Origin of the sequence: Streptomyces sp. NPDC050161, from assembly GCF_044460025.1 — a bacterium.
Taxonomy (GTDB): domain Bacteria; phylum Actinomycetota; class Actinomycetes; order Streptomycetales; family Streptomycetaceae; genus Streptomyces.
Genome location: NZ_JBITJM010000021.1, coordinates 45,360 through 70,407 on the forward strand (window position 1 = coordinate 45,360; position 25,048 = coordinate 70,407).

Consider the following 25,048-nt stretch of genomic DNA (forward strand, 5'->3'; position numbering starts at 1 on the left):
GGACACCCCGGCCGGACCGGGCCCGGCCCGTCCCCGACCTCCATGGGAGTACCCGTGATCCGTCGCCTGCCCGCCCTCCGCGCCCACACCTGGGCCGCCCTCCTGAGCGCAGCCCCTCTCACCGTGCTCGCCGTCGGCGGCGGCCCCGCCACCGGAGTGCCGGCGCCGCCGCCGAGGCAGCACTGGGTCGGCGGTTGGGCGGCGGCCGTCGGGCCGCCCGGCACCACCGGCCCCTCCGCCACCGGCTTCGCCGACCGCACCCTCCGCCTCGTCGTCCACGTGGGTGCGGGCGGCACCGCGCTGCGCATCCGGCTCTCCAACGAGTACGGCACCACCCCGCTCGACATCGACGCCGCCACCGTCGCCAATCGCCGCGCCGGCGCGGCCGCCGTCCCGGGAACCCGGCACACCGTCACCTTCGGCGGCCGCCCCGCCACCACCGTCCCGGCCGGCGCCCGCACCGTCAGCGACCCCGTCGGCCTGCCCACCGAGCCCGACACCGACGTGCTCGTCAGTCTGCACCTGCCCGGCCCGAACGGCCCCACCACGTACCACGGTTGGGCCAAGCAGACCAGCTACGTCTCCACCGCGGGCGACCACACCGCCGACGACACGGCCGGCGCCTACCCGACGACCACCACCTCCTGGTTCTACCTCCAGGGCGTCGACCTCGCCACGCGCGACGCCGACGGCACCGTCGTCGCCTTCGGAGACTCCCTCACCGAGGGCGGGCTCACCGCCAACGACTCCAACCGCCGCTGGACGGACGACCTCGCCCGCCGCCTGGTGAAGCTGCCGCCCGGCCACCGCCCCACCGTCGTCAACGCCGGCATCGGCGGCAACCGCATCCTCACACCGGGCGGCTACAACGCATCCGGCAGCATCAACCTCGGCGACAGCGCCGAGGCACGCTTCGGCCGCGACGCACTGGAACAGCCCGGCGCCCGCGCCGTCATCTTCCTCGAGGGCACCAACGACCTCGGCGGCCTGCACGGCCCCCACCCGGGCGAGCAGTTGACCGCCGCGCAACTCACCGCCGGGATCTCCGCCATCGCCGCCCGGGCACACGCCGCCGGCCTGCGCTTCCACTGCGGCACCCTCACACCCAACGGCAAGCTCAGCGACCTCGGCGAGAAGATCCGCGAACAGGTCAACACCTGGCTGCGTAGCACGCCCACATGCGACGGCGTGATCGACTTCGACCACACGTTGCGCGACCCCGCCGACCCGCACCACCTGCTGCCCGCCTACGACGCCGGTGACGGCGTGCACCCCACGGACGCCGGTCTACAGGCCATGGCCGACACCGTTGACCTCCGCCTGCTCGCCGCCCAAGGCTGAGCAGAGCGCAACGGGTTGCCGCGTGAGCTCGTTCGTCGCCGACCGGCCCCTGTCCTGCCTGGTGGAACAGTTCCTCACGCAGGTCGAGAAGGGCAGGTGGCCTCCCAGGCTGCCTCGATCATCCGGACAATCTCGTCCACCGCGGCTTCCGGATCGGCGGCCTCACGGGCCGGCGAATAGGCGTCGATCACGAATCTCGCGAGCGTCCGGCTCGCCGTTGCGGTCCGTGACAGTTCGGCCGCCGGTCATCCGGCGACCGCCTGCTCGCCGTGGGCGGCGGTGAACCGGGCCAGCAGCCACGCCGGATCGTTGAGGGCGTCGAACCGGCCCGGATCGCGGGCCGCCTCGCTCGCGAAGACCAACGCCTTCGTCACCCGGAAGGCCCCGCTCACTGCTGCGGTACCAACGGTGCGGGGCCGGCGGGCGCGACGCGGCTGGGGCGTACGGCGAGACGTACTACAGCAGCCCGCTGAGCGGCAGGACCCGTTCGGCGAGTTGTGGTGAGCGCCCTGGGATCGGAGCACAGCACTCCGGCCAGCAGCCGGGGGCGCGGCTCTTCCGCCTCGGCCGGGTGTACACGAGCAGTCCGTCGCCATGAGCCGGAATCCGGCTGTCGTAGAAGACGACCTTTTCGGCCTTCCGCCGCCGTCGTCAACTCACGTCCACGCTCCTCATACGGCCAAAATCCGAAAAGCTGCGACCCGACTCATACCGGACGGGCACCATGGGACGGGTTGTCACACAAACGTGGGGAGAAGGTTGTGACCGAGTGGATATTGGCATTCGACGCCGACTGCCGATTCTGTGAAGAAGTGGTGGATCGGGTTCGCGTGTCCGTCGACGGCACGTTGACCACCGCGGGCCTCACAGAACCCCGTATTCGCGGCCTGCGCGCGCGTGCCCTGGGGGAAGGGGCCGAGTGGGCCCCGACCCTGTTGGCGGTCGACGGCGACCAGGTGCGGGCCTGGACCGGAACGGCGCTGTCCCTCCGCCTGGCGCGGCTGTTGGGGCCGTCGGACTCGCTGCGGGTGGTGCGTGCGCTCCGCGACCTCAATGTGCTGCGGTCCCCGAGCCGCCGGGGAATCCTCAAGGCCGTGCCGGGGCTGGCCCTGGGAACGTTTCTGGTCACCGGCGGCCTGGCAGCCTCCCCCGCGCAGGCCGTGACCCGCGCCAAGGGCAGTAAGGCGTCGCGATGGGTGAAGGCCAACCTCGACCGACTGCCCTCCGGCTACTCCGAGTTCGCCTCCTACCCCGCGGACTACCGGCGCGCCATTTACCGCGCGCTGTCCGCTTCGGCTCGGAGTGATCTGTGGGTGGCGCACTTCGCGAACTACCGGAAGACACATCCCGGTCTGACGGCCGAGCAGTCCGCCGTCCTGGACGATGCGACGCGGCTGGCACCGCAGATCATCGCGGGGCGCCAGCAGGGAGCAGCCGTCGAAGGGCTGGAGACGGCGGCTGTGGCGGCGTTCGGCGAGAGCGGGGCGCGGGCGATTCTCAGGATGCTGGGCCCTGCCGAGACGCACAGCGCAGCGCCTCGGAGCGATCAGAACGTCCAGGTTCTCGACTGCAATTCCCAGTGCGCGGGGAGCGGAAGCTGCGACACGGTGTGCTACGACTCACCGTATTACTGCAACTGGACCGATCACGGCTGCGGTCCACTGTGGCTGGGACCGTGCAGCGGGTTCTGCATCCCCTGAAGCCACCCCCGCGCGGATGACCACGTGCCGGTCCGGGGGCACTCAACGCCTACCAGGCGATCGCCTTGCGGGCGATGGACAGTTCCCGGTTGACGGTGTCGGCATCCATCTCGTCGGCCCACGCCGCCGCCAGCTCAGCCAGCACCTCCGGCAGCGCCGGATCGTCGATCGCGGCGACGGGGAAGAGGGGCGGCTTCGCGCCCTGGCGGGCGGGCCCGGTCGGCGTCGGTTCACCGGCGAGCATCCCCCCACGTCGTCCGCGAGATCCGGTAGATCCGCGCGGAGGGTTTCGCGATGCCCGCACCGGTGAGGTACCGCTCGACCGCCGCGGTGTACGACGCGGGCGGGGCGGGCAGAGGTACGCCCCGAGCGTGCGGCAGCCGGAGCGCGTCTCCGGCTCCGAGTTCGGTCACTGGTTCGATCGTCACGCCGCCCCGCCCCCTGACACTGCCGCAGTAAATGCGTACACCTCGCCCCGGCGGCCGGATTGCCCCGCCGCGGGTCGCGACGATCACGGCAGGGACTCCGCCGCGGTAAATCCGGTATTTGCTAAGGCAGTTGCGAACACGTCTCCGCCATCGAGCATCCGCCTGAATGTGGTTCTGCTGTGCGGACTTGAGGGGGAGGGGGTTGTCAGTGCATGACGCCGACCAGGCCAGGCGCCAGCGTGTTTGCCTGGGTCACGCCCCCAGATCCTCCGTCACGGGCAGGCACTCGGTGAGCAGGTCGACGACGTCGCGCCAGGCTCGCTGTGCGTGCTGTGGGTGGTAGCCGACGCCGGGACGCACGGTGTGGTCGACCGTCGGGTGGTGGAAGGCGTGCAAGGCGCCGCCGTAGACCGCGAGGCGCCAGTCGACGCCCGCGGCCTGCATCTCTGCGGTGAACGCGTTCCGTTGGGCGGGCGGCATGATCGGGTCTTCCGACCCGACCCCGGCCCATACCGGGCAGCGAATGCGCGCTGCCTCGTCCGGTCGGCCGGTGGTCAGTCCGTTGACTGTCCCGATCGCGCGCAGGCTGACGCCGTCGCGCCCGAGTTCCAGCGCGATGGCGCCCCCGGTGCCGTAGCCGACGGCGGCGATCCGGTCGGGGTCGGTCCGCGGTTCGGTGCGCAACACGTCGAGCGCCGCGTGGCCGATGCCCCGCAGTCGGTCGGGGTCGGCGAGCAGTGGCATGCAGCGGGCCAGCATCTCCTCGGGGTCGGCCAAATAGCGCCCGCCGTGAAGGTCGAAGGCCAGTGCTACATATCCCAGTTCAGCGAGGGCATCGGCCCGGCGGCGCTCGACGTCGCTGAGCCCCGTGCCCTCTGGCCCGAGCAGCACCGCGGGCCGGCGGCCGGCACCGGCCGGGAGCGCGAGGTGCCCGATCATCGTCAAACCGTCGGCCGGGTACTCGACCGTACGCGTCGTAATCGTCGTAATCGTCGTCATGAGACTGGACTGTAGTGATCGTCGAGCCCGGTCCGGCCGGTGTTCTGCCGTTGGCAGAACAGCGCGGGTATCCCTCTCAACCCGACGAGGGGCCCGCGTCGAGCACCAGGTGTGACCGGCCTGGTTCCACTTCCTGCGGATCTAGCATTGCGAGGTGAACGTCAACAACATGCCGGCTGCCGAGGTGTCGGTTTCCCCGGAGCTGGTGCGCCAGTTGCTGGCCGACCAGCACCCCGATCTGGCCGGGCTCAGCATCGAGGTGCTGGCCAACGGTTGGGACAACACGATCTGCCGACTTGGCTGCGACTACCTGGTGCGTCTTCCCCGGCGGGCCGCGTCCGCCGGACTCGTGGCGAACGAACAACGCTGGCTGCCCGGCCTTGTCGGCCACCTTCCGCTGCCCATTCCGGCGCCGGTTCGCACCGGTCAGCCGGGACGCGGGTACCCCTGGGCCTGGAGTGTGTTGCCGTACCTGCCGGGGGAGACCGCGGCCCGTACGCCGCCGGCCGATCCAGGACGAGCCGCGTTGGCCCTCGGCGGGTTCCTGGCGGCTCTGCACCTACCGGCATCGGCCGATGCCCCCGTCAACTCTGTGCGGGGAATCCCGCTCGCCGGGCGAGCCGCCAGGGTGATGGCCCAACTGCCGCACCTGGACGATCCTGTGGAACGGGCCGCCGTGCGGCGGGTGTGGGAGAGAGCCGTTGCCGCGCCTGAGTGGGACGGCCCGCCGGTGTGGCTGCACGGCGATCTGCACCCCGCGAACATCCTGGTCGACCGCGGCCGGGTCAGCGCCGTGATCGACTTCGGCGATATCACCGCCGGAGACCCCGCCACCGACCTGGCGGTGGCCTGGATGATCCTGCCCTCCCCGCAGCGCGAGGAGTTCCGGTACGCGTACGGTCGCGCCGACGACAGCACATGGACACGTGCACGGGGGTGGGCGCTGGCCCTGGCCCTGGTCTTCCTGACCCACTCGGCCGACAACCCACTGATGTCCGCGATCGGCCGCCGCACCTTGAACGCGGTGCTGGAGCAGGATCCCAGATCGCCGTAGACGCGTGAAGAAGCCCTTCTCAGCAGGGCGTCAGCATCGGCGCCGACGCGGTGCAGCTCGTCGTCGAGTTGGTCTCGCCCGGCAACAAGACCATGGACCGCACACTCAGCCGCTGCTCTACGACGACACCCTCAAAGCCGAAGACCGCCTCGCCGGGCTGCTTCTCGTCCTCTACGCACAAGAGCCTTCGGCGATCCACCGGTTGACCACCGAGGACGTCGAGGTCGGCGCTCACGAAGTACGTCTCAACCTCGGCAATGCGCCCGTCCACTTGCCCGAGCCCGTCGCCGATCTGGCCCGAGCGGTCGCCGTGAACCGCAAGGGCCGCGCGATTGTCGGCGCCCTGGCTCCGTCACCATGGCTCTTTCCTCGCAGCCGGCCCGGACGACCGATCAGCCCACCCAGCTGACGCAGCGCTCAACAATCTCGGTATCCGCCCCAACCACCGAGGTCAGCCGCCGCACTTCACCGCACCATCCGGTCCCCGAAGCAGGAGCAACGACATGAGATTCGACAACCACCGCGTGGTCATCACCGCCGCCGGCCGCGATTTCGGCCGCACCCTGGCCATCCGTCTCGCGGACGTCGGCGCCGAAGTCTTCCTCTCCGCGCGCACTCTCGCCGCCGCTGAGCACGTTCGCGACGAGATCCGCGACCGAGGACACCAACAGGTCCACGCCTTCGCCTGCGACCTGACAGAACCCGCCTCGATCCGCGAGTTCGCTGCCGACGTCGCCCGGCACACCGACCGCGTCGACGTGCTGATCAACAATGGCTCCCGCTACCTCGAAGGCCCAGACCTCTCATCCGCCTCCGACGCCGACGTCGTCGACACCATCGCATCCGGCGCCACCGGCACCGTCCTGACCGTGAAGAACTTCCTCCCTCTCCTGCTCAATTCCGACAAGCCAGATGTGGTGACCATGGTCTCCGCCTGCGGAACGGCCGGCCATCACCGCTCGGACGCACACGACGCCTTCTACGCGGCCAAGAGCGCCCAAGCAGGCTTCACCGAGATCCTCTCCAAGCGCCTGCGGCCTCAGGGGGTCCGGGTGATCTCCCTCTATCCGCCCGACTTCGCCAACCCTGACCCGCTCTCCGAGGAATGGGAGACCACACCGCGCGATGCCAAGGACGCCCTCACCGCGCAGTCGCTCATGGAATGCATGCTCTTCGCCCTCGCCCAACCGCGCGACTGCTTCATCAAGGCGTTCCACTTCGAACAGGTCTAATCCCCCCGCACCTCGCCCGGCGCGGCACCTGGCACGGCTCCGGCCTGGGCGTGTACCGCTGGGTCGTGGCAGGAGTTGCTGGCGACGACTGCGCGCACCGCACTTTGTCGAGAGTAAGGGCAGGCGATGCGCCCCAGGGGATGGCCTGTTCGATGCGTCAGCACGCATGCGTAGCAGTCGGGCCCGCGCAGCCTCACATCCGGGATCTCAGCACGTCGACCTCACAGCCCGGCGCGAACGGGTCGAAGCCGTGCTCGGTCAGCCAGCGAACTGCCAGCAGGCTTCGCAACGACCACCACGCGCGGATCACTTCGAGGTCGATGTCGGTGCCATAGCCGGCGAGGACGTCGTCGAGGTGCTCCTCGTGTCCGAGAGTGAAGGTGGCGAGGTCGTACAGGGCATCGCCCTGGCCGGCCTCGGACCAGTCGATGATGCCCGTGACCTCGTCGCCGTCGACGAAGACGTGCGCGATCTGCAGGTCGCCGTGCGTGAACGCCGGAGTCCACGGCCGGAGCGCGGCCTCGGCGACCTGGCGGTTGTGGGTGACCAGGTCAGCGGGCAGGAGGCCGTTCGTCACGAGAGACTCGCACTCGTCGTCGAGTTCCGCCGCCAGCGCGACGATGCTCCGGCCTGCCCGGCCGGGCAGGGGCGGCAGCGGCGCGTCGTGCAGCTTCCGGATGGCGGCGCCCGCCGCGGCCCACGCTCCCGGCGCCCCGGTCGACGTCCCGCCGAGGCGCCCGAGCGTCGTCCCCGGGAGTGCGGCGATCGCGAGCACGGGCGGCTTGTGCCACAGGACCTCCGGGGTCGGGACCGGCGCGAGGGACATCGCCTCGACCTCGACGTCGATGCGCGCCTGATCGGCGTCCACCTTCAAGAACACGTCACCGACGCGCAGAGTCGCGCGCTCGGAATGGGCGACAACGACTTTGACCTCATCCATGGGCGACCAGTATCCCGGGGATGATCGCGGACGTCGCCAGGTTTATCGCGTGCGATTACGCGACTGACCGCGTCCCGCCACCCGGCGGCTTCGTGCACGACACCGACCTCTGACCAGGTCAAGCCCACCACTTTTGTTAGGAGTTCTGATTCGCCTGAGGGCGCCGCCGCGGCCGGCTGATCCTCATTTCGGGGCCGCTCTTCCGCGTCGCGCCGCCTGGGAAGGCGGTAGCCGGCCGGATCGGCGGTCGGCCGTGGCGCCGGTGCTCGTCGGTGCGGGTCGTGAGCGACCCGTGCCGGGGCCACTCTTCACGGGGCGGTGCGGCAAGTCGTGGGCGCGGTCGGTCGTCAAACCGGTGGCCACGTCGTCGGCGGCGGTCTTCACGAGTCGGCCCACCGTGGTGTCCAAGGCGCGGACGGTGTCAGCGGGTGAAGGTGCGCCGGTAGGCGGTGGGAGTGGTGTCGAGTGCGCGCCGGAAGTGCAGACGCAGGTTGTCCGCTGTGCCCAGGCCGCAGTCCCGTGCCACCTGGTCCACCGAGTGGCCCGTGGTCTCCAGCAGTTCACGTGCCTTGCCGAGGCGGGCGCTCAGAAGCCACTGCAAGGGGGTGGTGCCCGTCTCCGCGGCGAACCGGCGCATAAAGGTGCGTGGTGAGACGCCCGCGTGCCGGGCGAGCACGCGGAGCGTGAGCGGTTCGTCGAGGTGGTGCAGGGCCCATCCCCGGGTCTCGGAGAGCGACGCCTCTCCGGCCACGGTGACCGGAGCCGGTACGTACTGGGCCTGCCCGCCGTCGCGGTGCGGTGCGGCCACCACGCTGCGGGCGATCCGGTTGGCCACGATCGCCCCCAGGTCGCGGCGCACGAGGTGCAGGCACAGGTCGATGCCGCAGCACACCCCGGCCGACGTGAGCACGTCCCCCTCGTCGACGTAGAGCACGTCGCGGTCGACCCTGACGGCCGGGAAGTCCCGTTCGAGCGCGTCGATGTGCTGCCAGTGGGTCGTGGCGTGCAGCCCGTCCAGTACGCCCGCCGCGGCCAGTGTGAAGGCGCCCGTGCAGATCGACACCACCCGCCGGCCCCGGTCGCGTGCTTCGGCCAGCACGTCGAGCACGTCCTGCGGCGGCCGTGTCAGCGGTTCGTGTCCCGGCACGATCACGGTGTCGGCGGCGCGTACCTGGTCCAGGCCCCCATCGGTGACCAGAGAGAAGCCCGCGGTGGTCGCAACCGTGGAGTCGAGCCCGCACACGGTCACCTCATAGGGGGTCTCCGGGCGGGCGTTGAAGATCTGTGCCGGGATCGCCAGATCGAGCGGAGTGACGCCGTCCAACGCCAGGACCGCGACTCGATGCATCAGCATGGCAATATTCTAAGGATCCTGGTCATTATTGCCACTCACCTGGTCAGGCCGGTGAATGCCAGCCTGGAGGACATGACCGGAACGACCCACAACCAGGTGGCCCACGAGACGGCTAAGGCCGCCGACCTGATCACGCTGCCCGACACACCGCTCACCGGCGCTGTCGTGCAACTCATCAAGCCGGTGGAAACGCCGTCCGTGTTCAACCACAGCATCCGCACCTACCTGTTCGCCCGGCTCGTGGCCGCACGCCTCGCGCTCGCCGCCGGACAGGACTACGACGACGACCTGCTGTTCGCGGCGTGCACGATGCACGACCTCGGCGTGGCGTCGGACGGCCCGCACACCCAGCGGTTCGAGGTCGAGGGCGCCGACCGGGCCGCCGCGTTCCTCATCGAACACGGACGGTCCGCGGCGGACGCCGACGAGGTCTGGCAGGCCATCGCCCTGCACACCTCCACGGGCATCGCGGAGCGCCGCGGCACGCTGTGCGTACTCGTCCGCGAAGGCGTCGCGCTCGACTTCGGCGGCCCGATGGGAACCACCCACGCAGACGCCCTCAGCGACGAGCAGGCCGAAGCGGTCCACGCCGCCTATCCACGGCTGGAGATGATCCGCTCACTCACCGACGCGATCGTCGCGCAAGCCGCCAAGAACCCGGCGAACGGCCCCCGTTACTCGATACCCGGTGAATTCCTGCGCGAACGCGAGGCATTCGGCCGGACCAGGATGGAGCACGCCTGCAACTCCTCCCGATGGGGCGATTGACCGACCCGCCCCACCCCGATCGACAGAGATGACAGAGATGACAGAGACGACAGAGAAAGAGGACACCACCGCAATGCCCAGCTACCCCGTAGAGGTCCCCGACGACTCGCCGGTCTTTGGAGGGACCACCACCGCCTTCGCACGCTTCGGCCACGCCGCCGCGATCCGTTCGCACGGGCACCTGTTCATCTCCGGCCAGATCGGCCGCCGCCCCGACGGCGTCGCCGGGGAGACCGTCGAGGAGCAGACCGAGATCGCCATCCGGCGCATCGAGGAGATTCTGCGACTGGAGAACCTCGACCTCAACGCCCTGGTGGACGTGACCAGTTACCACGTCGACATCCGCCAGAACATGCCCGGCTTCCTTGAGGCCAAGCAGCGCCTCGTCAAGGCGCCCTACCCTGCCTGGTCGATCATCGGCGTCAGCGGCCTCGCCAGCCCGGAACTCCTCGTCGAGATACAGGCGACCGCCGCTTACCCCGACAACGCGGCCCGGTAGACCGTCGCGCGGGTTCCGGGGTCCTCGGCCCCGGAACCCGCAGCGGTGCAGTGGGGTGCAGTGAGGTGCAGTGGGGTGTGTCATGAAGACTTCAACTCGACCGGGCGACGTCCCCTTGACCGCCCGGCGTTCAGGCGGTCCCACCGGGCCGGCGCTGCCGGCGTCGATCACCGTCTCGTTACACCCACTCCGCCGGATCCTGGTGCCGGGTGCTACCCGAGGTCGAAGGTGTTGGGTAGCCCCAGTCGATAGCGCACCTCGTCGACCCGCTTCAGGGGCTCCATCTCCGGCGGTCGGTACAACTCCCAGATGTGACACCGTTCGGAGCCCGAATTGTCTGCGTCCAGAAGCGCGTTGACGGCGCGTCGCGCGGACTCGTTGGCGCCCTCCATGGTCGCCAGGTCCACATCCGTACGGACGTAGTCGCCCGCGAGGAAGAAGTTCGGCACCGCTGTCCTCGCCGACGGGCGGTGGAAGAGGGTTCCGGTGGGGTGGATGAGGAGCTGTTCGCGGTTTTGCGGGTGGGGGCCGCCGAGACCCGTCACCGCCGGGTCCATGAACCAGCCGAGCCGGTCCTCGTCCCTGAGCGTCGTCTTGCCGGAGTCGTTCAGCCCGTCCTTCAGCTGGGCCCACAGTTCGGCGACGATCTCCTCCTTGGTGCACTCACGGGCCGTCTTGCCGTACAGGATGCCGGGCTTGTCCCACTCGGAGATGATCGTGGAAAGGCATTCGTGGGCCTGGCCGTCCCCGTAGCCGCGGGAAAAGTCCCGGACGTCCCAGAACTGCGTCTGGCCGATTGCGGTGACCGCCCATGGCGAGTCGAGGCAGTTGATGTGGCCGTGCACGACGGGGGTGGGTGTGCGCAGGTAGAACATCACGCCGGTCATCCAGTCCGCCTTCAGCGCGTCGCACCGTCCGAGCTGCGGGTCGGCGGCGCGCAGAGCCGGGCCCCAGGTCGCGCGCGCGTGCTCGACGGGGAGAGCCGAGACGTAGTGGTCGGCGGTGACGGTACGTTGCCGGCTGCCGTCGCGCGCCGCCACACGTACGCCGGTCACCCGGCCGCCGCCGTACACCACCTCCCGGACCTCGGTGCCGAGCGCGAACTCGACGCCCAGGGAGCGCAGATGTGCCTCCCAGGGGTCGATCCACGCCTCACTGGTCGGGGCGTTCAGCACCCGGTCGATGTCCGCGTCGCCGTCCATGCCGCGGCCGAGCAGGCCCCACAGGAGGAGGGCCTCGATGATGACGCGGCCGACGGTGCGGGTGGAGGCGATCTCGGCGCGGGTGGCGACGAGGTTGCGGGTCTGGCCGATGCCGAGGAGTACCTGGTACTCGCGGCTCATCTCGCCGGCCCGGATGAAGTCCCACCAGGTGACCTTCTCCCACTGGCCCTCGCGGCGGGCGTCGCAGCTGGTGAGGTGGACCAGGAGGCGGTTGGCGAAGTAGGCGGCCTCATGGGCGGGCAGGTGAGTGGCGAGGTCCAGCACCGAAAGGATCTGGTCGCGGATCCAGGACGGGGTGAGGTCGTCGAGGGCGGGCGCGGTGGTGATCCGGCGGAGCGGGAAGTGCAGGTCCGGGCGGCCCGAGCCGCGCGCGAACAGCGCCTCCGTACCGCTGCGGAGGTTGCCGTGGACGCCGTTCGCATTGCCGGGGAAGGGGATACGGCGCATGGTGTCCGGCAGATTCCGGTAGAAGCCGGGGAAGAAGCGGAAGCCGTGCTCGCCGGGGAGCGGCTTGCGGTTGCCCGTCGCGGTCCCGGGGACGTCCATCGAGCGAGCCTTGCCGCCGAGGGTGTCGTAGTACTCGTAGACCGTGACCGCGTAGCCGCGTTCGGCGAGTTCGTGGGCGGCGCTGAGGCCGGAGACTCCGCCCCCGAGGACGGCGACGTGCTTGCCGGCGGAGGCCGCGGCTGCGCTGCCGGCAGTCCCCAAGGCGCCGACCGCTACCTCGCCGGCGACTCCTGCGACCGCTGCCCCGGTCGCCGCCAGGAAGCGTCTGCGGCTGTGTCCGTTGCGCCCCTCCGACTGCTGCGCGTGTTCTGTCGTCTGCGCGTGTTCCGTCGTCATGAGCACCGGAGCGTAGAGAGGGAGCCCGGAAGCTGGAAGTCCCCTCTGCTGTCACTCACGGTATCCTCACAAACGCAAAGCGAAAGCGATGCCGAGCGTGTTCGCGCAGGGACGGCACATCGAAGCGTTCATCCAGTACATCGCCCACCTGGAGCCCACCGGCGAGATCAGCGCCTTCCGTCGCCTCACGGTCTCCCGCTTCACCGGCCGGTTCCTGCGCGGGATCCGCGTCACCGCGAAGACGAACAGGTCCAAGGCCGACCACTGTCCACTTCAGGCCCCGCCTTGGCAACCAGCTGCAAACGGCCGCTCTCAGCACTCAGGTTCCAGGTGGCCGGGGGCCTCACGCGGATCTCCGCGGCGTCCCGCAAAGGGCCGCCAGCGCCTGCACCTCCGCGTAGGAGAGGGGTGCGCGTTCCACGGGCAGGCCGTCGCGGATGGCGGTCGCGGTGGTCACGGCCGCCGCCAGGGCGTTGCGGTAGAGCAAAGAGCCGAGACTGATCCTGCGCACGCCGAGTGTGGCCAGGTCGGCGAGGGTGGGTCCGGTCGGCGTGTACAGGATGTTCAGTGGCACGGTGAGGGTTGCCGTCAGGGCGGCGATCCTGTCCGGATCTGACAGCCCTGGCACGAACGCGCCGGCCTGTTCGTACACCGTGAGGCGCCTTGCGGTCTCTTCCTCCTGGTGTCCGAGCCAGTAGGTGTCGGTGCGAGCGTTCACGAACAGGGCGGGCACGGCGGCCTTGACGGCGGCGATCTTCGCGGCGTGCAGTTCCACGGGGGCGAGGGTGCTGTCCGGGCGGCCGTCTTCGATGTTGATTCCCGCGGCGCCTGCGTCGTAGAGCCTTCCGGCCAGCTCGGCCACTTCCTCGGGGTCATCGCTGAAGCCCCCTTCGGTGTCGACGGTGAACAGGAAGGAGCCCTGTCCGAGTCGGCGGGCCAGAGCCAAGGTCTCCTCGACGGTCGCCGCCGCCCCGTCCGGCAGGCCGGCGGTCGCCGCCACGCCGAGGCTTGTGGTGCCGATCGCCTGGAAGCCCTGTGCCGCCAGAAGGGCCGCTGAGGCGAAGTCCCAGGCGTTGGGCAGCAGCAGTGGCGTGGCCTGGTGGTGCAGGCGGGCGAAGGCGGTCGGCGGCATGCTGTGCGTCATGGTGCCGAGGCTAGGGCCGGAACGGTTCGGCATCCTCCGAAGCCTTCTGGGAGCTGCTGGGCGCCAAGTTTCAGTCACGTCCCTCGATGCCGGACTTCCTGATCAGGCGCGCGAGTTGTTGCACGCCGGGTACGAACGATGACTCGGGGGTGTTGCCGTATCCCAGGACGAGCCCGTTGTGGGCGGAGTCCGCGAGCAGCGCGGATCGGGACAGGGGCCAGGGAGCCATCCGGTGCCGCCGGGCGGCCCGCGCCACGCGCTGATCCGGGAAGTCCGCCGGCAGCCGGACCGTCAGGTGCATGCCGCTGTCGCCGCCGGTTATGGTGTGCGGCACGTCGAGGTGTTCGGCCAGCGCCGCCCTGAGCGCGTCCCGGCGGCTGCGGTACAGGCGGCGCATGCGTGCGAGGTGCCTGCTGTACTGGCCGCTCTCCATGAAGTGCGCCAGGGCCAGTTGCTCGCAGCGGTGCCCGCCGCGCAGCATCTCGTCCACGACCGGTGCCGCCTGGTCGACCAGTGCCTCGGGCAGCACGAGGAATCCCAGGCGCAGCGAGGGGAACAGCGTCTTGCTGAAGGTGCCCACGTAGAACACGGGTGCGTTCGGCGTCATGCCCTGCATGCAGGCCAGGAGTTCTCCGCTGTGGCGGAATTCGCTGTCGTAGTCGTCCTCCATGATCCAGGCACCGTGGTCGCGGCACTTCTCGATCAGGTCGAGGCGTCGGGAGGCCGTGAGGACCGAACCCGTCGGGTACTGGTGCGCGGGGGTGGTGTAGACGAGGCGCGGTGGGCGGTCCCTCCAGTCGGCCGCGGAGATGCGCAGGCCCTCCGCGTCGACCGGCAGGGGGAGGACGTCCAGGTCGCCGGAGGCCAGTGCGGTCTGTGCGCCGCGGTAGCCGGGGTCCTCGATCCAGGCGGTGTCTCCCGGGTCGGTGACCAGCCGGACGCACAGCGACAGCGCCTCCTGCGCTCCCTCCGTGATGACGACCTGCTCCGGGGCGCAGCGCACGCCGCGGGCCAGCGCGAGGTGGCGCAGCACGGCGGTTCTCAGCGCCGGCTCCCCCTGGGGCGGGCCGTAGCCCAGCAGACCCGTTCCGCCCTGCTGGAGCGTCCGGTCGAGGGAGCGTCGCCAGGCCGCCAGCGGGAACTGGGCCAGGGCGGGCACCCCCGGCGTGAAGGCGAGGGAGTCGACGCCTTCCAGGAGGGGCTTGTGGATCCGGGCGCTGCGCTGCGACACCGTGGGTGGGGCGGGCGCGTGGTGGGCGTGGCGGTCGGGCTCCGGTCGGGCCAGCGCGGCGACCCGCGTTCCTTGTCTGCTGAGCTCGATGTAGCCCTCGGTGCCCAGCACGTCGTAGACGAGCGTCACGGTGTTGCGGGAGATCCCGAGCTCTCTGGCGAGGGTGCGCGAGCCCGGCAGGCGGCTGCCGGCGGGCAGCCGGCCGTCGAGGACGGCGGTGCGGATGCGGTGCAGGAGCTGCTTTTGCAGGGACTCCCCGTGGCGGGCTCGGGACAGCGGTTCCTGCTGGAGGAAGTCGAGTTGCGGCCCCAGGGCCTCGCTGCTGGAGGTCGCCACTGCTCCGTCTCCCCTCGTACGAAGCCCGCCCCCCCCAGGGCGACTCGTGGATCCATGGAATGTCCCCATGGTGGACCTTATTGGGGGTCCACGCCAAACCTAACCTGGCAGGGGTGACACGCACAGGGAGAAGAGAATGTCCGCACGTCTGAACGGCTCCGTGAACGGTGGTCAGTCCTCAACCCTTCGCCGCACCAGCCGGGTGGTGGTCGGTGTTTCCGGTTCGCCCGGCAGTCTGGCCGCGCTGACCCGAGCCGTTCAGGAGGCCCGGCACCGCGGACACCTGCTCGTGCCGGTGAGCGCCTGGACCCCGAGGGGCGGTGAGGCGGCAGCACGGTGCGCACCCTCGCCGGGGCTCGACGCGCAGACGGAGCGTGCCGCCGAGGAGCGTCTGAAGCGCGCCATTGCCTCCGCACTCGGGGGCATGCCCGAGGACGTACCGGTCGCGCCGACCGTGGCACGCGGCTCGGTCGCCGACGCTCTCGTCTCCCTCGCCGCCCACCCCGGCGACCTGCTCGTCATCGGCGGCGGCCCGCACCATCCGCTGGTCAGGCTGCTGCGGGGCGGAACACGCCGCCAGGTGACAGCTCGGGCGCAGGCCCCCGTCCTGCTGGTCCCGGAGCCGACCGTGCCGCGCGGGACACGCCGCCGGCTGCGGGACCTGACCGCCGACGACTTCCGCCGTAGGGCGGCCAACGGCTTGGCCGGCTAGCAGGTGTGCCGCGCATCCGGTGCGCCGCGCCGGCTTCCGTCCGGTTCGGGCGCGCCTGAACCGGGCCAGTGCGTCCGGCACTTCGACGATCGTGTGGTCGAGCGGTCCGGAGCCCCCACTGCTCGTGCACCCTGCCCCCTCGCGGACAGAACGGGAGTGGACCTATGGAATGACTCCATTATGGACCTTACCGGTGGTCCACCAGTTGCCTAGCCTGGCAGTAACCGGCACGAAGCGAGAGAAGAGAATGTCCGCACGTCTGAATGAATACGGCCAGCCCATCGGCCACCCGCTGCCCGACTGGACGGCCCGTCCGGCGCCCGCCCGGGGCACCCTCGACGGCCGCTTCTGCCGGGTGGAACCGCTGGACGCGGACCGGCACACCGACGACCTGTACTCCGCCTACGCACGCGCGGCGGACGGCAGGGACTGGACATACATGACGGCCGGTCCGTTCGGGAGCCGGGACGACTACCGCGGCTACGTGGTGACGGTGACGCAGGCGGACGACCCTCTGCACTACGCGGTCATCGACCTGCGCAGCGGCAAGGCGGTGGGCACCCTCTCCCTGATGCGCCAAGACCCGTCCAACGGCGTCGTCGAGGTGGGAAACGTGGCGTTCTCGCCCCTGCTCAAGCAGACCCCGATCTCGACGGAAGCACAGTTCCTGCTGATGTCCTATGTCTTCGACGAGCTTGGCTACCGGCGCTACGAGTGGAAGTGCGACAGCCTCAACGAGCCCTCGCGCAGGGCGGCACAGCGGCTCGGTTTCACCTTCGAGGGGATCTTCCGCCAAGCCGTGGTCTACAAGGGCCGCAGCCGGGACACCGCCTGGTACTCCGTCATCGACTCCGAGTGGCCCGAGGTCGGCAAGGCGCTGCGGGAGTGGCTTTCTCCGGACAACTTCGACGCGGACGGCCGGCAGAAGCAGTCCCTGTCCGCTGTACGCGCCTGCGATGCGAACCCCGAGGCGGAGCGGACGCTCTGAGGTTCGACACCGGATGCCGCAGGCGCTCGGCGCATCCATGCGAGTCCGATGACGTTCTCCGCCGGCCCGCTGTAGGAGTGGACCCGACCTGTTGAGGCCGACGGTCGGCTCCACCAGGCGCGGAATTCGGAATTCGGTGGGCAATGCCCTCAACGCGGCCAATTCAGCCGCCGGTTCGGGCGCGGCCACTTCCATACGCCGCCCGTCCAACAGCGGGGCCAGAGGGGCTGCCCGACCAGTAGCGTGCCCGACGTGGATGATCTGCAACTGGACGCGGGCGGGGGCCTTTCCGCGCGGCTGGTGCCCCGCGGGATGTGATCTGCGGGGAGGTGATGGCCCGTCCGGCCTGCTGTCCCTTCTGGTCGGTCGCCGGATGGCAGTGGGCGGTCAGGTGCAGGACGGTCACGGCGGCGTCGTCTCGGGAGGTGAAGAACGGCCGAGAATGACCCTGTTGGTTAGATCACAGGGGAAACAGCGGTAACGCGAGCAACTGTGATCAATTACCCCGTTTTGCCCGCCTGGGTCGGTGGTGGGAGAACCCGCGCAAGTAAATTCTTCGTTGTCCTGGGCTCTTGTGCCGGTCATACGATCACGGACGATCCGCACGTGTGAGCACCCACGCCCACGCGTCGGACCTCCTTCTCTCTGACCAGGAAAAGGCTCCAGTGAACCTTCGCCGCACCCTCGCGTCCGTCGTCGTCGCCACAGCGACCGCGCCCGTTGTCCTGCTCTCCGCGAGCTCCGCCTTCGCCGACGCCAAGCCCCCGGCGCAGACGCAGCAGAAGCCGACCTACGCGCAGTTGCAGGAGGCCGCCGAAGACGCGAAGCGGGCGTATGAGGACGCGGTCGCCGCCCACGAGGCCGGGCGCAAGAAGGTGGACGCCGCCATGGACGCCATGGATCAGAACTCCCACCCGCTCAAGGCGGCTGTTCGCGCCGCGTCCAAGGTGGCCGAGGCCGCCGGCGCCGCCAAGGCAGCCGCCGACAAGGCCGTCGCGGACGCCGAGGCCACGCTGGACGCGGCCAAGGGCGATGCTGAGAAGGCCAAGGCCCAGAAGGCGCTCGGTGCGGCCGAGGCCGAGGCCGAGAAGGCCGCCGAGGCCAAGGCGGATGCGGACACCAAGCGCAAGGCGGCCCAGGACACGCTGGACGATGCCCGGGTAGCCGCGACGCGGGAGTGGGGCAAGGTCCAGCACGCCCTGGCCGACGCCCGCAAGGCCAAGGAAGCGGCCGACAAGGCGCTCGCGACCGCTAAGGAGTGTGTGAGGGTGTCGGGCCTGACCGTCCTCGCGAACAACCTGCCATCGAAGGTTGTCGCAGGTAACACGGTCGACTTCTCGTTCACGGTGGCCAACGCCACCGACCGCACGCTGAACGTGGACCCGCTGGTCTTCTTCCCCCTGGTGGCCACGAACCAGGACCAGCACTTCATGAAGGTGCAGTGGTCCCATGGCTCCGGCTGGCAGGAGCTGAGCCACGAGGGCAGCTCCCACATCGCCTCCGTCAAGGCCATGAAGCCCGGTGCCCGCACCGACGTGAAGATGCGCATGGCGATCGCAGCGGGGGCGCCGGCCGACACGTCATTCGCCCTCTTCGCGGGCGATGCATCCGACCAGTACAACCCGTGCGTCCTCGGCCCGATGAAGCGCTACAACTTCGAGGTGCTGCCGGCCGGCAGCAAGCCGGGCAAGGTCGACGAGGCCAAGCCCGGCAAGGTCGAGAGCAAGGACCGTCCTGTGCCGAAGCCCAGTCCGTCGGCGCAGGGTGACACCTCCGCCAAGCCGGTGCCGACCGCCACCACCACCGCCGCCGGTGGCCTCGCCAAGACCGGTTCGTCGTCCGCCGTGCCGCAGTTCGCCCTCGCGGGGGGCGCCGCCGTGCTGCTCGGCACCGGGGCGGTCTTCGCCGTACGCCGCCACCGCGGGACCAGGGGCACCAACTGACCGACGGACCGGGCAGGGCCCGCATCCGAGTGCTGGATGCGGGCCCCGAAGGGTGGGCGGATCACTGCGCGCGTAGAAGCGGATCACTGCGCGCGTAGAAGGTGTCCCCATACGCGGCGGGCAGTTGCTCCGCCATGGCGTTGCGCAGCATGGCCTCGGCCAGAAGCGAAGCCCCAGAAGCGAAGCCTACGGCGTGTGCAAGGCCCCGCTCGTCCACGCGGCGCGCAGCGCCTTCTTGTCCACCTTGCCGACCTTGGTCGTCGGCAGCTGGTCGAGCAGCACCGTCTTCCGGGGCCTGTACAGCTCGCCCAACTCGGCGGTCACCGCCGCGCCGACCGCGTCCGGGTCGACGTCGGCGCCCTCGGCCGTGGCCAGGAAGATCTGCACGGCCTCCCCGTACTCCTCGTCGGGCATCCCCAGCGCCGCCGCGTTGCGCACGCCGGGCAGCGTGAGCAGGAAATCCTCCAGGACCCGGGAGTAGACGTTGTCGCTGGTGCTGCCGGTGACGATGATGTCCTTGGCCCGGTCGACGAGATAGAGGTATCCATCGGCGTCGAGATAGCCCATGTCCCCGGTGTGCAGCCAGCCGTCGTGCACTGCCGCCGCGGTGCGCTCCGGGTCCTCGTAGTAGCCGAGCATCACCGCCTCGCCGCGGACACACACCTCGCCGACCTGCCTGACGGGCAGCGCCGCCGGGCTGTCCTCATCACGGATCTCGATCTCGGTGTCGGCGACGGCGCGACCGCAGCTGCGCCAGAGCTCGGGCCGCCGGGCGGCCTCCGAGGCGAGGTCCTCCGCACCGAACGCGGTGATACCGAGCGCTTCCGACTGCCCGTAGACCTGGCTGAGCACCGGCCCGAAGACCTCGACCGCCTGCTGCAGCCGGCTGGGCGACGTGGCGGCGCCGCCGACGGCGATCCGCCGCAGTGCGGGCAGAGCGCCCGGCTCGCACTCCGGGTGGTCGAGAACCGCGTACAGCATGGGCGGTACGAACACGGTGGCGGTGATCCGCTCCTCGCGCAGTACCGTCAGCGCCGCGCCCGCGTCGAACTCGGGCAGCACGACGAGGGCGGATCCTGTCAACAGAGCCTGGATCGAGGTGAGGTGGCCGCTGCCGTGGGTGAGCAGTGTGGAGGCGAGCACACGGTCCGTGCCCGGGTCCATGGTCGGGAAGAAGGTGGGGCGGGAGTCCTGCGGGCCGTCGTCCACCATGTCCAGCAGCATGTCGTAGAGCCGGTGGCTGTGCGCGGCGAGCTTGGGGCGGCCCAGGGTGCCGCCGGTGTAAAGGACGGTGATGGCCTCGTCAACTCCCGGGGCGGGCACGCCGTCGGGGCGCGCCTCCGGGCACTCGTCCGCCAGGGCCAGCAGGTCCGTGCACCGCTGCTCACAGGGCCCGAGGCTGAGCAGTGCGGGGGAGTGGACGCTGCGGCCGGCCGCGTCGGCGGCGCGCTGCGCGAAGAGCGGGTCGGTGACCACGGCGCGCGCCCGGGACTGCTCGACCAGCGCGGCGAGCTCGCCGGGCCCCGGCTCGGGAGGCAGGAACACGACGCGGCAGCCGATGAGGTGGACGGCGAGCTGCACCAGGACGGAGTCCACACGGTTGGCCAGGAACAGCCCCACTCCGTCGCCGGGCGTGAGCCCCTGCTCGCGCAGCGCGTGCCCCAACTTGAACAGCCGCCGCCGAGCCTCGCCCCTGGTCAGCCGCTGCGCTCCCTGGACGAGCGCCTCGGCGTCCTCGTCCTGGTACCAGTGCTCCAGAATGCGGTCCACGTACGTCTGCGGCTTGAATGTTTCCTGTGCGTTAATGATCATCAGGACATCCAAACATGCCGCTCAGACACCGTGTCACCGCAGGAGCCACCTTCAGCCATGAGCATGCCGAGGAAGAGGCATCCCTCCTGCTGTCGGGCCGCGGCGCGCACGGCAGCCCGACAGGAGTGGCGTCCGCCTCCGACGCCACCTGTACCTACGTCACCGACTGGGCCACCGCCGACGCGGCTTCCTGTGCCGGGCGCCGACTTCACCGTCCGTCCGGCAGGCCCCTGTTCCCGTACGCCGCCGTCACCGGCATCGGCCGCGGCAACACACACGGCCGGGCCCCGCGCTCCGCACTTCCGCGGACGCGGGGCTCGGCCGTGTGTGTGGCAGGGCGGAGCCGGTGTCAAGTGTCGGAGTCGTCCTCGGTGAGAGCGATTTGGATGACGGTGCGGGGGGATTGGCGGCGGACGAGGACGCCGCGGCCTGGGGCGAGGTTCGGCTCGTTCGCCGCTGATGAGGGCGCCTTCCTTGGGGTCGCCTGACAGGACGAGGCCGGCGGCGCCCAGTTCCCTGGCTTGCGGGAGGTAGTCGACGAGCGGGGCGAGCGGGGGAGTTGCGGCCGTTGCCGACCAGGTCGTAGTCGTCGACCACGACGTACAGCTCCGGTCCCTCCCACCAGCTGTAGCGGGCCGACTCGGGAGCTGAACTGCCGAGCCTCCAAGACGCCCTCGCCTGTGGGATAGGCGCGAGCGAAGTCCACCAGCCGGTTTCAACGGATGCTGCCTGCTCCGAATGCGAGCCCACCAAGGACGCCGAAGAGCATCGCCGGGCCAAACGGCAGATGGGTCGTCCTCATCGCACGGCCAAGCAGCAAGAGCATGCTGCCGTACAGGACGCCCAGAAGAAACGCGAGGAACGTGCCGACGATCAAGATGCCCCACCCGTACCACCCCAAGACCGCTCCGACAGCGAGCGCGAGCTTGGTGTCTTTTCTGAACCAGGGCCTTTCGTTTGGATCTTCGAGGCGTCGCAGGTTCTGGTACGCGCGCCTGCACTGGATCTCACGCCTTCCCCTCGGAGAGTCCCTTACGGGTCGCTCAAATCGCCGAGATTTCGAGTGGGTTCATGTAGTCGCGGAACCGGGTTACGTAGCCGTCTCGCCGCGTGACGAACCAGACGTAACTCAGGTCGATCGGCGATCCGTCTGCGGAGCGGTGATGGCGGGCGACCGCCTCGACGATCAGATCGTCGCCGGTCTCGTAGGCTCGGACTTCCGTAAGAGAGCCGTAGCGAAGCTGACCGCCGTCGAGCAGGCCACGCAGGAAAGTGCCGATCTCCTCGCGGCTCGTCAGCCGCACCGGGCCGGTGGGGGTGAAGGGAAGCTCGTAGAGCGCGTCCGGAGCGAAGATCGACGTGAAGCCGTCGAGGTCACCGGCCCACAGCGAGCCGAGTGCACGAGAGAACCACGGAGGCAGGGTGGACGATGAGGCCATGACGTCTCCAGTGAGGTGTTCGACCTGTGTGTCCTGAAGAACCTAACACCATTTCGGACCGACGGTCCGAAAATAAAGAGCCGAGGCGAGGTCGCCCTCCGACCTCGCCTGAGGTCGTACTCGCAGCCGCGGACAACCTCTTCGTGCGAGCTGACGCCAGCAACGTCTCCATGGATGACATCGCAGCGGAGGCACAGGTCGGGAAAGGGACGATCTTCCGGCTCTTCGGCAGTCGCGACGGCCTGCTGGATGCGCTGTGGGCCACCAAAGCCCAGAATCTGCGGGATCAGGTGGACAGCGGCCCCCCGCCGCTTGGCCCCGGAGCGCCCGCGCGGGACCGGGCCGTCGCCTTCCTTGATGCGGTGCTCACATTCAAGCTCGACAACGGCAACCTGCTGAGAGCTCGTGAAGCCACAACGTCAGGACTGCTGCAAAGCGAGCAATACCGGTGGATGAGGGACCTGCTGGCGCGGACCGTGACGGAGGCCGTCCCCACCCTGACGGCCGAGGACGCCGCATACCTGGCGCACATCTTGCTGGCCGCCGTACACATCGATCTCGTCGACGAACTACTGGCATCCGGACAGACACCCTCCGCGATACGCCGCATCCAACGAGCGCACGTACTCGCCGTCTTGAGCAGCGAACTCAGCTAGGCAGTTCCGTTTGAACGCCGGCTGGATCAGAGGAAGATGCCCGCGATGTGGAGCCCGGCCAGGTAGACGGTGGCGGTCTTCTCAGAGGGCGCTATGAGAGTGTGTAGGTGGTTTGTCGCCACTTGAACGCGTGATGGTGTGGCATCCCCGCCGGTCGGCAGTCGTGGGCATGTTGGGCTGGTTCCTGTGAGCGAGCGCAAGTCCTGCATGAGCGACCTGAGTGACGAGCAGTGGGCGCTTGTCGGGCCGGTGATCATCGCGTGGAAAGGTGCGCATCCCTCGGTCAGTGGTCATCGGGGCCGGTACGCGATGCGGGAGATCGTCAACGCGCTGCTCTATCAGGGGCGGACCGGCCGTCAGTGGGACCTGCTGCCGCACGAATTTCCGCCGCCCGGCGCAGTGAAGTACTACTTCTACCTCTCACGCGACGACGGCACCGACCAGACCATTCACGACCTGCTGTGCTGGCCGGTGCGGGAGATGGGGCGCCGGGAGGCGGACCCGAGTCTGGTGGTGCTCGACACCCGGAGCGTGCACGCAGCGGCCGGAGTACCCGCCGCGTCGACGGGGCGTGATGCGGCAAAAAGCACCGGCCGTAAACGCGGCCTTGCCTTTGACGTGCTGGGTTTGGTGATCGCGGTGGTCGTGGTGGCGGCGTCCGCGCACGAGAACGCCGTCGGTATCGCGCTGCTGGACAAGGTCGCCGCTGACACCGACGCCGTGGAGAAGGCTCTGGTCGACCAGGGCTTCAAGAACGCCGTCGTCGCGCACGGGGAGAAGGTAGACATTGCGGTGGAAGTCGTGGAGCGTCACCCCGCGCAGACCGGTTTCGTTCCCCAGGCCAGGCGGTGGGTCGTGGAGCGCGCCTTTGGGATCTTGATGCTGCACCGCAGGCTGGTGCGCGACTACGAACACCGGCCCCGTAGTTCGGAGTCGCGGTGTACTGGGCGATGACCGCGGTGATACTGCGCAGCTGACCGGGACGACCACGTCGGTCTGGCGCACTACATGAGCGGTGGGGAGCTGACGCTCGGCGCGGTGCTGGCGCGGCTGGAGGAGCGGGAACGAGAGATCGTCGCGCAGGCCGAGGTGAGGTGCGAACAGATCGCGCAGCTGACCTCCCGGCTCGACGAGCTCGGCCGGGCCGCCGAGGAAGTTCGGATCACCCGCAAGACGCTGCTGGAGCTGCCCGCCCCGCAACCGCCCGCACCGAAGCTGCCAGACCACCTGGCCTACCAGCAGGTCATGGCGTGTTCACCGCGGCCGACCATCTGCTGTGGGCGCGGCAGGTCTGCGAGGTGATGGGCCTGACGGTCGCGCCCCACAACATCAACAACGTCCGCCTGAAGCTCAAACGGCTGACCGGCCGTGGGATTGGCCGGACCGGCTTCAGCGAGACGGTGTGGGCCGAGAATCCGGCGGGGAAGCGAAGGAATGCTCGCTCTGGCGTAGTTTGAGTTCGGTTTGCTGCTGGTCAAGGGCTGACTGTCGCCGCATCCCAGGAATCCCGTGCCGCTTCACGAGGGTGACGATCTCGTGGAAGTTGGCCCGGTGAAAGTACTCGCTGGGCCAGCCGCTACAACACTCGACGTCGGCATTCCCGCCTCGGACAATGCTCCCCGATCGCCTACGAGAATGCGCACTTCACACCTCAACTACACTTCCCGAAGCCGCATAACCCCGTGTCCAACGGGTGCGGCGGTGCAGCCCCGCTGGGCCGGCAGGGGCCGCGCCTCACCGATTGCGCGCGTGATGGTGGAGCGATCCACGCCGAACCAGCAGGCCAGCAGGTCATGAGTGACGCCATGGCGGAGGTGAACGAGGGTCGCCAGCAGCCGGTCGACGAAGACCGGTTTGTGCTTTGCCCCGGCACCAACAGCCCGGCGACGGGGCCGCGCGGCGCGTGTGGACTGGTGCTGCCCGTGCCACAACGGCCCGATTCCGGCGATGAGTTCGGCGATCGCATCAGGCGCCAGGCCCGTGATCCGTTGACTTCAGGTGATCGCTACACGCGCTCGACTCCCCACCACACAGACCATGACCAACGATCAGGATCCCGACGCGCCACCGCCAGTCATGCACGAGCTCGTTAAGGCTGCAATCCAGTCGGTGCGCGGCTCCTCGCCGACATCGGCATCTCGCGGCAACGGGCAGGGGTGCTGTGAGGCCTGATCGAGGGGAGCCATGCGGGCGGGATGTATCGGCCACGGTGATGCCCGCCGCCGTGCTCCCTCCGGTGGGATTCCGGATGCTGGGTGCCGGGCAGGCCGTACGTGCCGACTCCCGTTCCGGCTGGCCTCCGGCCCCCCGGTTCGCAGGGCTCCGGGCAGGGCCCTGGCGTGGCTCGGAGGAGCCTTGTGGCTGCTGCGGCGGCCATGGTGTCATGCGGTGGATCAACTCCAGCCA

26 protein-coding genes and 2 pseudogenes are annotated in these 25,048 nt (G+C 69.7%); 13 read left to right on the plus strand and 15 right to left on the minus strand.

Annotated features, from left to right (window positions below; all coding sequences use genetic code 11):
- The first annotated feature begins 54 nt into the window (after positions 1-54).
- Positions 55-1,341 carry a GDSL-type esterase/lipase family protein gene (locus ACIBK8_RS28230; protein WP_399044674.1) on the plus strand — a complete coding sequence of 429 codons (1,287 nt, stop codon included), beginning with the start codon at positions 55-57 and terminating at the stop codon, positions 1,339-1,341.
- A 74-nt stretch (positions 1,342-1,415) separates the two neighbouring features.
- On the opposite strand, the pseudogene ACIBK8_RS28235 reads toward ACIBK8_RS28230, so the two are convergent.
- Together ACIBK8_RS28235 and ACIBK8_RS28240 are read right to left on the minus strand one after the other, a co-directional pair.
- Positions 1,416-1,577, minus strand: a pseudogene (locus tag ACIBK8_RS28235) (TetR/AcrR family transcriptional regulator); the annotation flags it as partial.
- 9 nt (positions 1,578-1,586) lie between these two features.
- Complete coding sequence (locus ACIBK8_RS28240; protein ID WP_399044675.1) at positions 1,587-1,733, minus strand: hypothetical protein; 147 nt, start codon at positions 1,731-1,733, stop codon at positions 1,587-1,589.
- A 423-nt stretch (positions 1,734-2,156) separates the two neighbouring features.
- Here ACIBK8_RS28240 and ACIBK8_RS28245 point away from each other — a divergent pair, with 423 nt between their 5' ends.
- A complete protein-coding gene (locus ACIBK8_RS28245; RefSeq protein ID WP_399044677.1) occupies positions 2,157-3,041 on the plus strand; it encodes a bacteriocin fulvocin C-related protein in 885 nt (294 codons plus the stop codon).
- 49 nt (positions 3,042-3,090) lie between these two features.
- Here ACIBK8_RS28245 and ACIBK8_RS28250 read toward each other — a convergent pair whose 3' ends face one another.
- The 3 genes from ACIBK8_RS28250 to ACIBK8_RS28260 form a co-directional block, all read right to left on the minus strand.
- A complete protein-coding gene (locus tag ACIBK8_RS28250; RefSeq protein WP_399044678.1) occupies positions 3,091-3,285 on the minus strand; it encodes a hypothetical protein in 195 nt (64 codons plus the stop codon).
- Complete coding sequence (locus tag ACIBK8_RS28255; RefSeq protein ID WP_399044680.1) at positions 3,272-3,469, minus strand: hypothetical protein; 198 nt, start codon at positions 3,467-3,469, stop codon at positions 3,272-3,274. Before ACIBK8_RS28255 ends, ACIBK8_RS28250 begins: the two co-directional genes overlap by 14 nt.
- Positions 3,470-3,721: 252 nt before the next feature.
- Entirely contained in the window at positions 3,722-4,459 is a 738-nt protein-coding gene (locus tag ACIBK8_RS28260; RefSeq protein ID WP_399044821.1) for a dienelactone hydrolase family protein, read from the minus strand.
- 163 nt (positions 4,460-4,622) lie between these two features.
- Here ACIBK8_RS28260 and ACIBK8_RS28265 point away from each other — a divergent pair, with 163 nt between their 5' ends.
- From ACIBK8_RS28265 to ACIBK8_RS28275, 3 genes are all read left to right on the plus strand, one after another.
- The gene (locus ACIBK8_RS28265) at positions 4,623-5,522 is read left to right on the plus strand and encodes an aminoglycoside phosphotransferase family protein (protein WP_399044681.1); all 900 of its coding nucleotides are present in this window, start codon (positions 4,623-4,625) and stop codon (positions 5,520-5,522) included.
- A 4-nt stretch (positions 5,523-5,526) separates the two neighbouring features.
- Complete coding sequence (locus ACIBK8_RS28270; RefSeq protein ID WP_399044682.1) at positions 5,527-5,931, plus strand: hypothetical protein; 405 nt, start codon at positions 5,527-5,529, stop codon at positions 5,929-5,931.
- Positions 5,932-6,025: 94 nt separating this feature from the next.
- Positions 6,026-6,754 (plus strand): SDR family oxidoreductase, encoded by a 729-nt coding sequence (locus tag ACIBK8_RS28275; RefSeq protein ID WP_399044684.1) that lies wholly within the window; start codon positions 6,026-6,028, stop codon positions 6,752-6,754.
- 193 nt (positions 6,755-6,947) lie between these two features.
- On the opposite strand, the gene ACIBK8_RS28280 is transcribed toward ACIBK8_RS28275, so the two are convergent.
- Both ACIBK8_RS28280 and ACIBK8_RS28285 read right to left on the minus strand, forming a co-directional pair.
- Positions 6,948-7,694, minus strand: coding sequence for a phosphotransferase family protein (locus ACIBK8_RS28280; protein ID WP_399044685.1), 747 nt, complete (start codon positions 7,692-7,694; stop codon positions 6,948-6,950).
- A 421-nt stretch (positions 7,695-8,115) separates the two neighbouring features.
- Entirely contained in the window at positions 8,116-9,048 is a 933-nt protein-coding gene (locus ACIBK8_RS28285) for a GlxA family transcriptional regulator (protein ID WP_399044686.1), read from the minus strand.
- A gap of 72 nt (positions 9,049-9,120) precedes the next feature.
- Here ACIBK8_RS28285 and ACIBK8_RS28290 point away from each other — a divergent pair, with 72 nt between their 5' ends.
- Entirely contained in the window at positions 9,121-9,816 is a 696-nt protein-coding gene (locus tag ACIBK8_RS28290; RefSeq protein WP_399044688.1) for an HD domain-containing protein, read from the plus strand.
- A gap of 37 nt (positions 9,817-9,853) precedes the next feature.
- Positions 9,854-10,315, plus strand: a complete 462-nt coding sequence (locus ACIBK8_RS28295) for a Rid family hydrolase (RefSeq protein WP_399044689.1) — start codon at positions 9,854-9,856, stop codon at positions 10,313-10,315.
- Positions 10,316-10,527: 212 nt separating this feature from the next.
- Here the strand turns inward: ACIBK8_RS28295 and ACIBK8_RS28300 are convergent, their stop codons facing one another.
- The 4 genes from ACIBK8_RS28300 to ACIBK8_RS28315 form a co-directional block, all read right to left on the minus strand.
- Positions 10,528-12,381: an FAD-dependent oxidoreductase gene (locus ACIBK8_RS28300; protein WP_399044691.1), complete on the minus strand. Its 1,854-nt coding sequence runs from the start codon at positions 12,379-12,381 to the stop codon at positions 10,528-10,530.
- Between the two features lie 66 nt (positions 12,382-12,447).
- Positions 12,448-12,636 (minus strand): hypothetical protein, encoded by a 189-nt coding sequence (locus ACIBK8_RS28305; protein ID WP_399044692.1) that lies wholly within the window; start codon positions 12,634-12,636, stop codon positions 12,448-12,450.
- Positions 12,637-12,724: 88 nt separating this feature from the next.
- On the minus strand, positions 12,725-13,525 hold the full coding sequence (locus tag ACIBK8_RS28310) for an isocitrate lyase/phosphoenolpyruvate mutase family protein (protein WP_399044694.1): 801 nt from the start codon (positions 13,523-13,525) through the stop codon (positions 12,725-12,727).
- Between the two features lie 70 nt (positions 13,526-13,595).
- Positions 13,596-15,092 (minus strand): PLP-dependent aminotransferase family protein, encoded by a 1,497-nt coding sequence (locus tag ACIBK8_RS28315; RefSeq protein WP_399044695.1) that lies wholly within the window; start codon positions 15,090-15,092, stop codon positions 13,596-13,598.
- 136 nt (positions 15,093-15,228) lie between these two features.
- On the opposite strand from ACIBK8_RS28315, the gene ACIBK8_RS28320 reads away from it, so the two are divergent.
- The 3 genes from ACIBK8_RS28320 (at position 15,229) to ACIBK8_RS28330 (ending at position 18,735) form a co-directional block, all read left to right on the plus strand.
- Complete coding sequence (locus tag ACIBK8_RS28320) at positions 15,229-15,804, plus strand: universal stress protein (RefSeq protein WP_399044696.1); 576 nt, start codon at positions 15,229-15,231, stop codon at positions 15,802-15,804.
- Between the two features lie 247 nt (positions 15,805-16,051).
- The gene (locus ACIBK8_RS28325; protein ID WP_399044698.1) at positions 16,052-16,792 is read left to right on the plus strand and encodes a GNAT family N-acetyltransferase; all 741 of its coding nucleotides are present in this window, start codon (positions 16,052-16,054) and stop codon (positions 16,790-16,792) included.
- 665 nt (positions 16,793-17,457) lie between these two features.
- Positions 17,458-18,735, plus strand: a complete 1,278-nt coding sequence (locus ACIBK8_RS28330; protein WP_399044700.1) for an LPXTG cell wall anchor domain-containing protein — start codon at positions 17,458-17,460, stop codon at positions 18,733-18,735.
- Positions 18,736-18,921: 186 nt separating this feature from the next.
- Here the strand turns inward: ACIBK8_RS28330 and ACIBK8_RS28335 are convergent, their stop codons facing one another.
- From ACIBK8_RS28335 to ACIBK8_RS28345, 3 genes are all read right to left on the minus strand, one after another.
- The gene (locus ACIBK8_RS28335) at positions 18,922-20,547 is read right to left on the minus strand and encodes a class I adenylate-forming enzyme family protein (protein WP_399044701.1); all 1,626 of its coding nucleotides are present in this window, start codon (positions 20,545-20,547) and stop codon (positions 18,922-18,924) included.
- 715 nt (positions 20,548-21,262) lie between these two features.
- The gene (locus ACIBK8_RS28340) at positions 21,263-21,424 is read right to left on the minus strand and encodes a hypothetical protein (RefSeq protein WP_399044703.1); all 162 of its coding nucleotides are present in this window, start codon (positions 21,422-21,424) and stop codon (positions 21,263-21,265) included.
- Positions 21,425-21,590: 166 nt separating this feature from the next.
- Positions 21,591-21,986, minus strand: coding sequence for a nuclear transport factor 2 family protein (locus tag ACIBK8_RS28345; RefSeq protein WP_399044705.1), 396 nt, complete (start codon positions 21,984-21,986; stop codon positions 21,591-21,593).
- A 26-nt stretch (positions 21,987-22,012) separates the two neighbouring features.
- On the opposite strand from ACIBK8_RS28345, the gene ACIBK8_RS28350 reads away from it, so the two are divergent.
- From ACIBK8_RS28350 to ACIBK8_RS28360, 3 genes and pseudogenes are all read left to right on the plus strand, one after another.
- Positions 22,013-22,642 (plus strand): TetR/AcrR family transcriptional regulator, encoded by a 630-nt coding sequence (locus ACIBK8_RS28350; RefSeq protein WP_399044706.1) that lies wholly within the window; start codon positions 22,013-22,015, stop codon positions 22,640-22,642.
- Positions 22,643-22,828: 186 nt separating this feature from the next.
- Positions 22,829-23,654, plus strand: a pseudogene (locus tag ACIBK8_RS28355) (IS5 family transposase).
- Complete coding sequence (locus tag ACIBK8_RS28360; protein ID WP_399044707.1) at positions 23,651-23,944, plus strand: hypothetical protein; 294 nt, start codon at positions 23,651-23,653, stop codon at positions 23,942-23,944. Before ACIBK8_RS28355 ends, ACIBK8_RS28360 begins: the two are co-directional and overlap by 4 nt.
- A 353-nt stretch (positions 23,945-24,297) precedes the next feature.
- Here ACIBK8_RS28360 and ACIBK8_RS28365 read toward each other — a convergent pair whose 3' ends face one another.
- Positions 24,298-24,573 (minus strand): transposase family protein, encoded by a 276-nt coding sequence (locus ACIBK8_RS28365; protein ID WP_399044708.1) that lies wholly within the window; start codon positions 24,571-24,573, stop codon positions 24,298-24,300.
- Positions 24,574-25,048 lie beyond the last annotated feature (475 nt).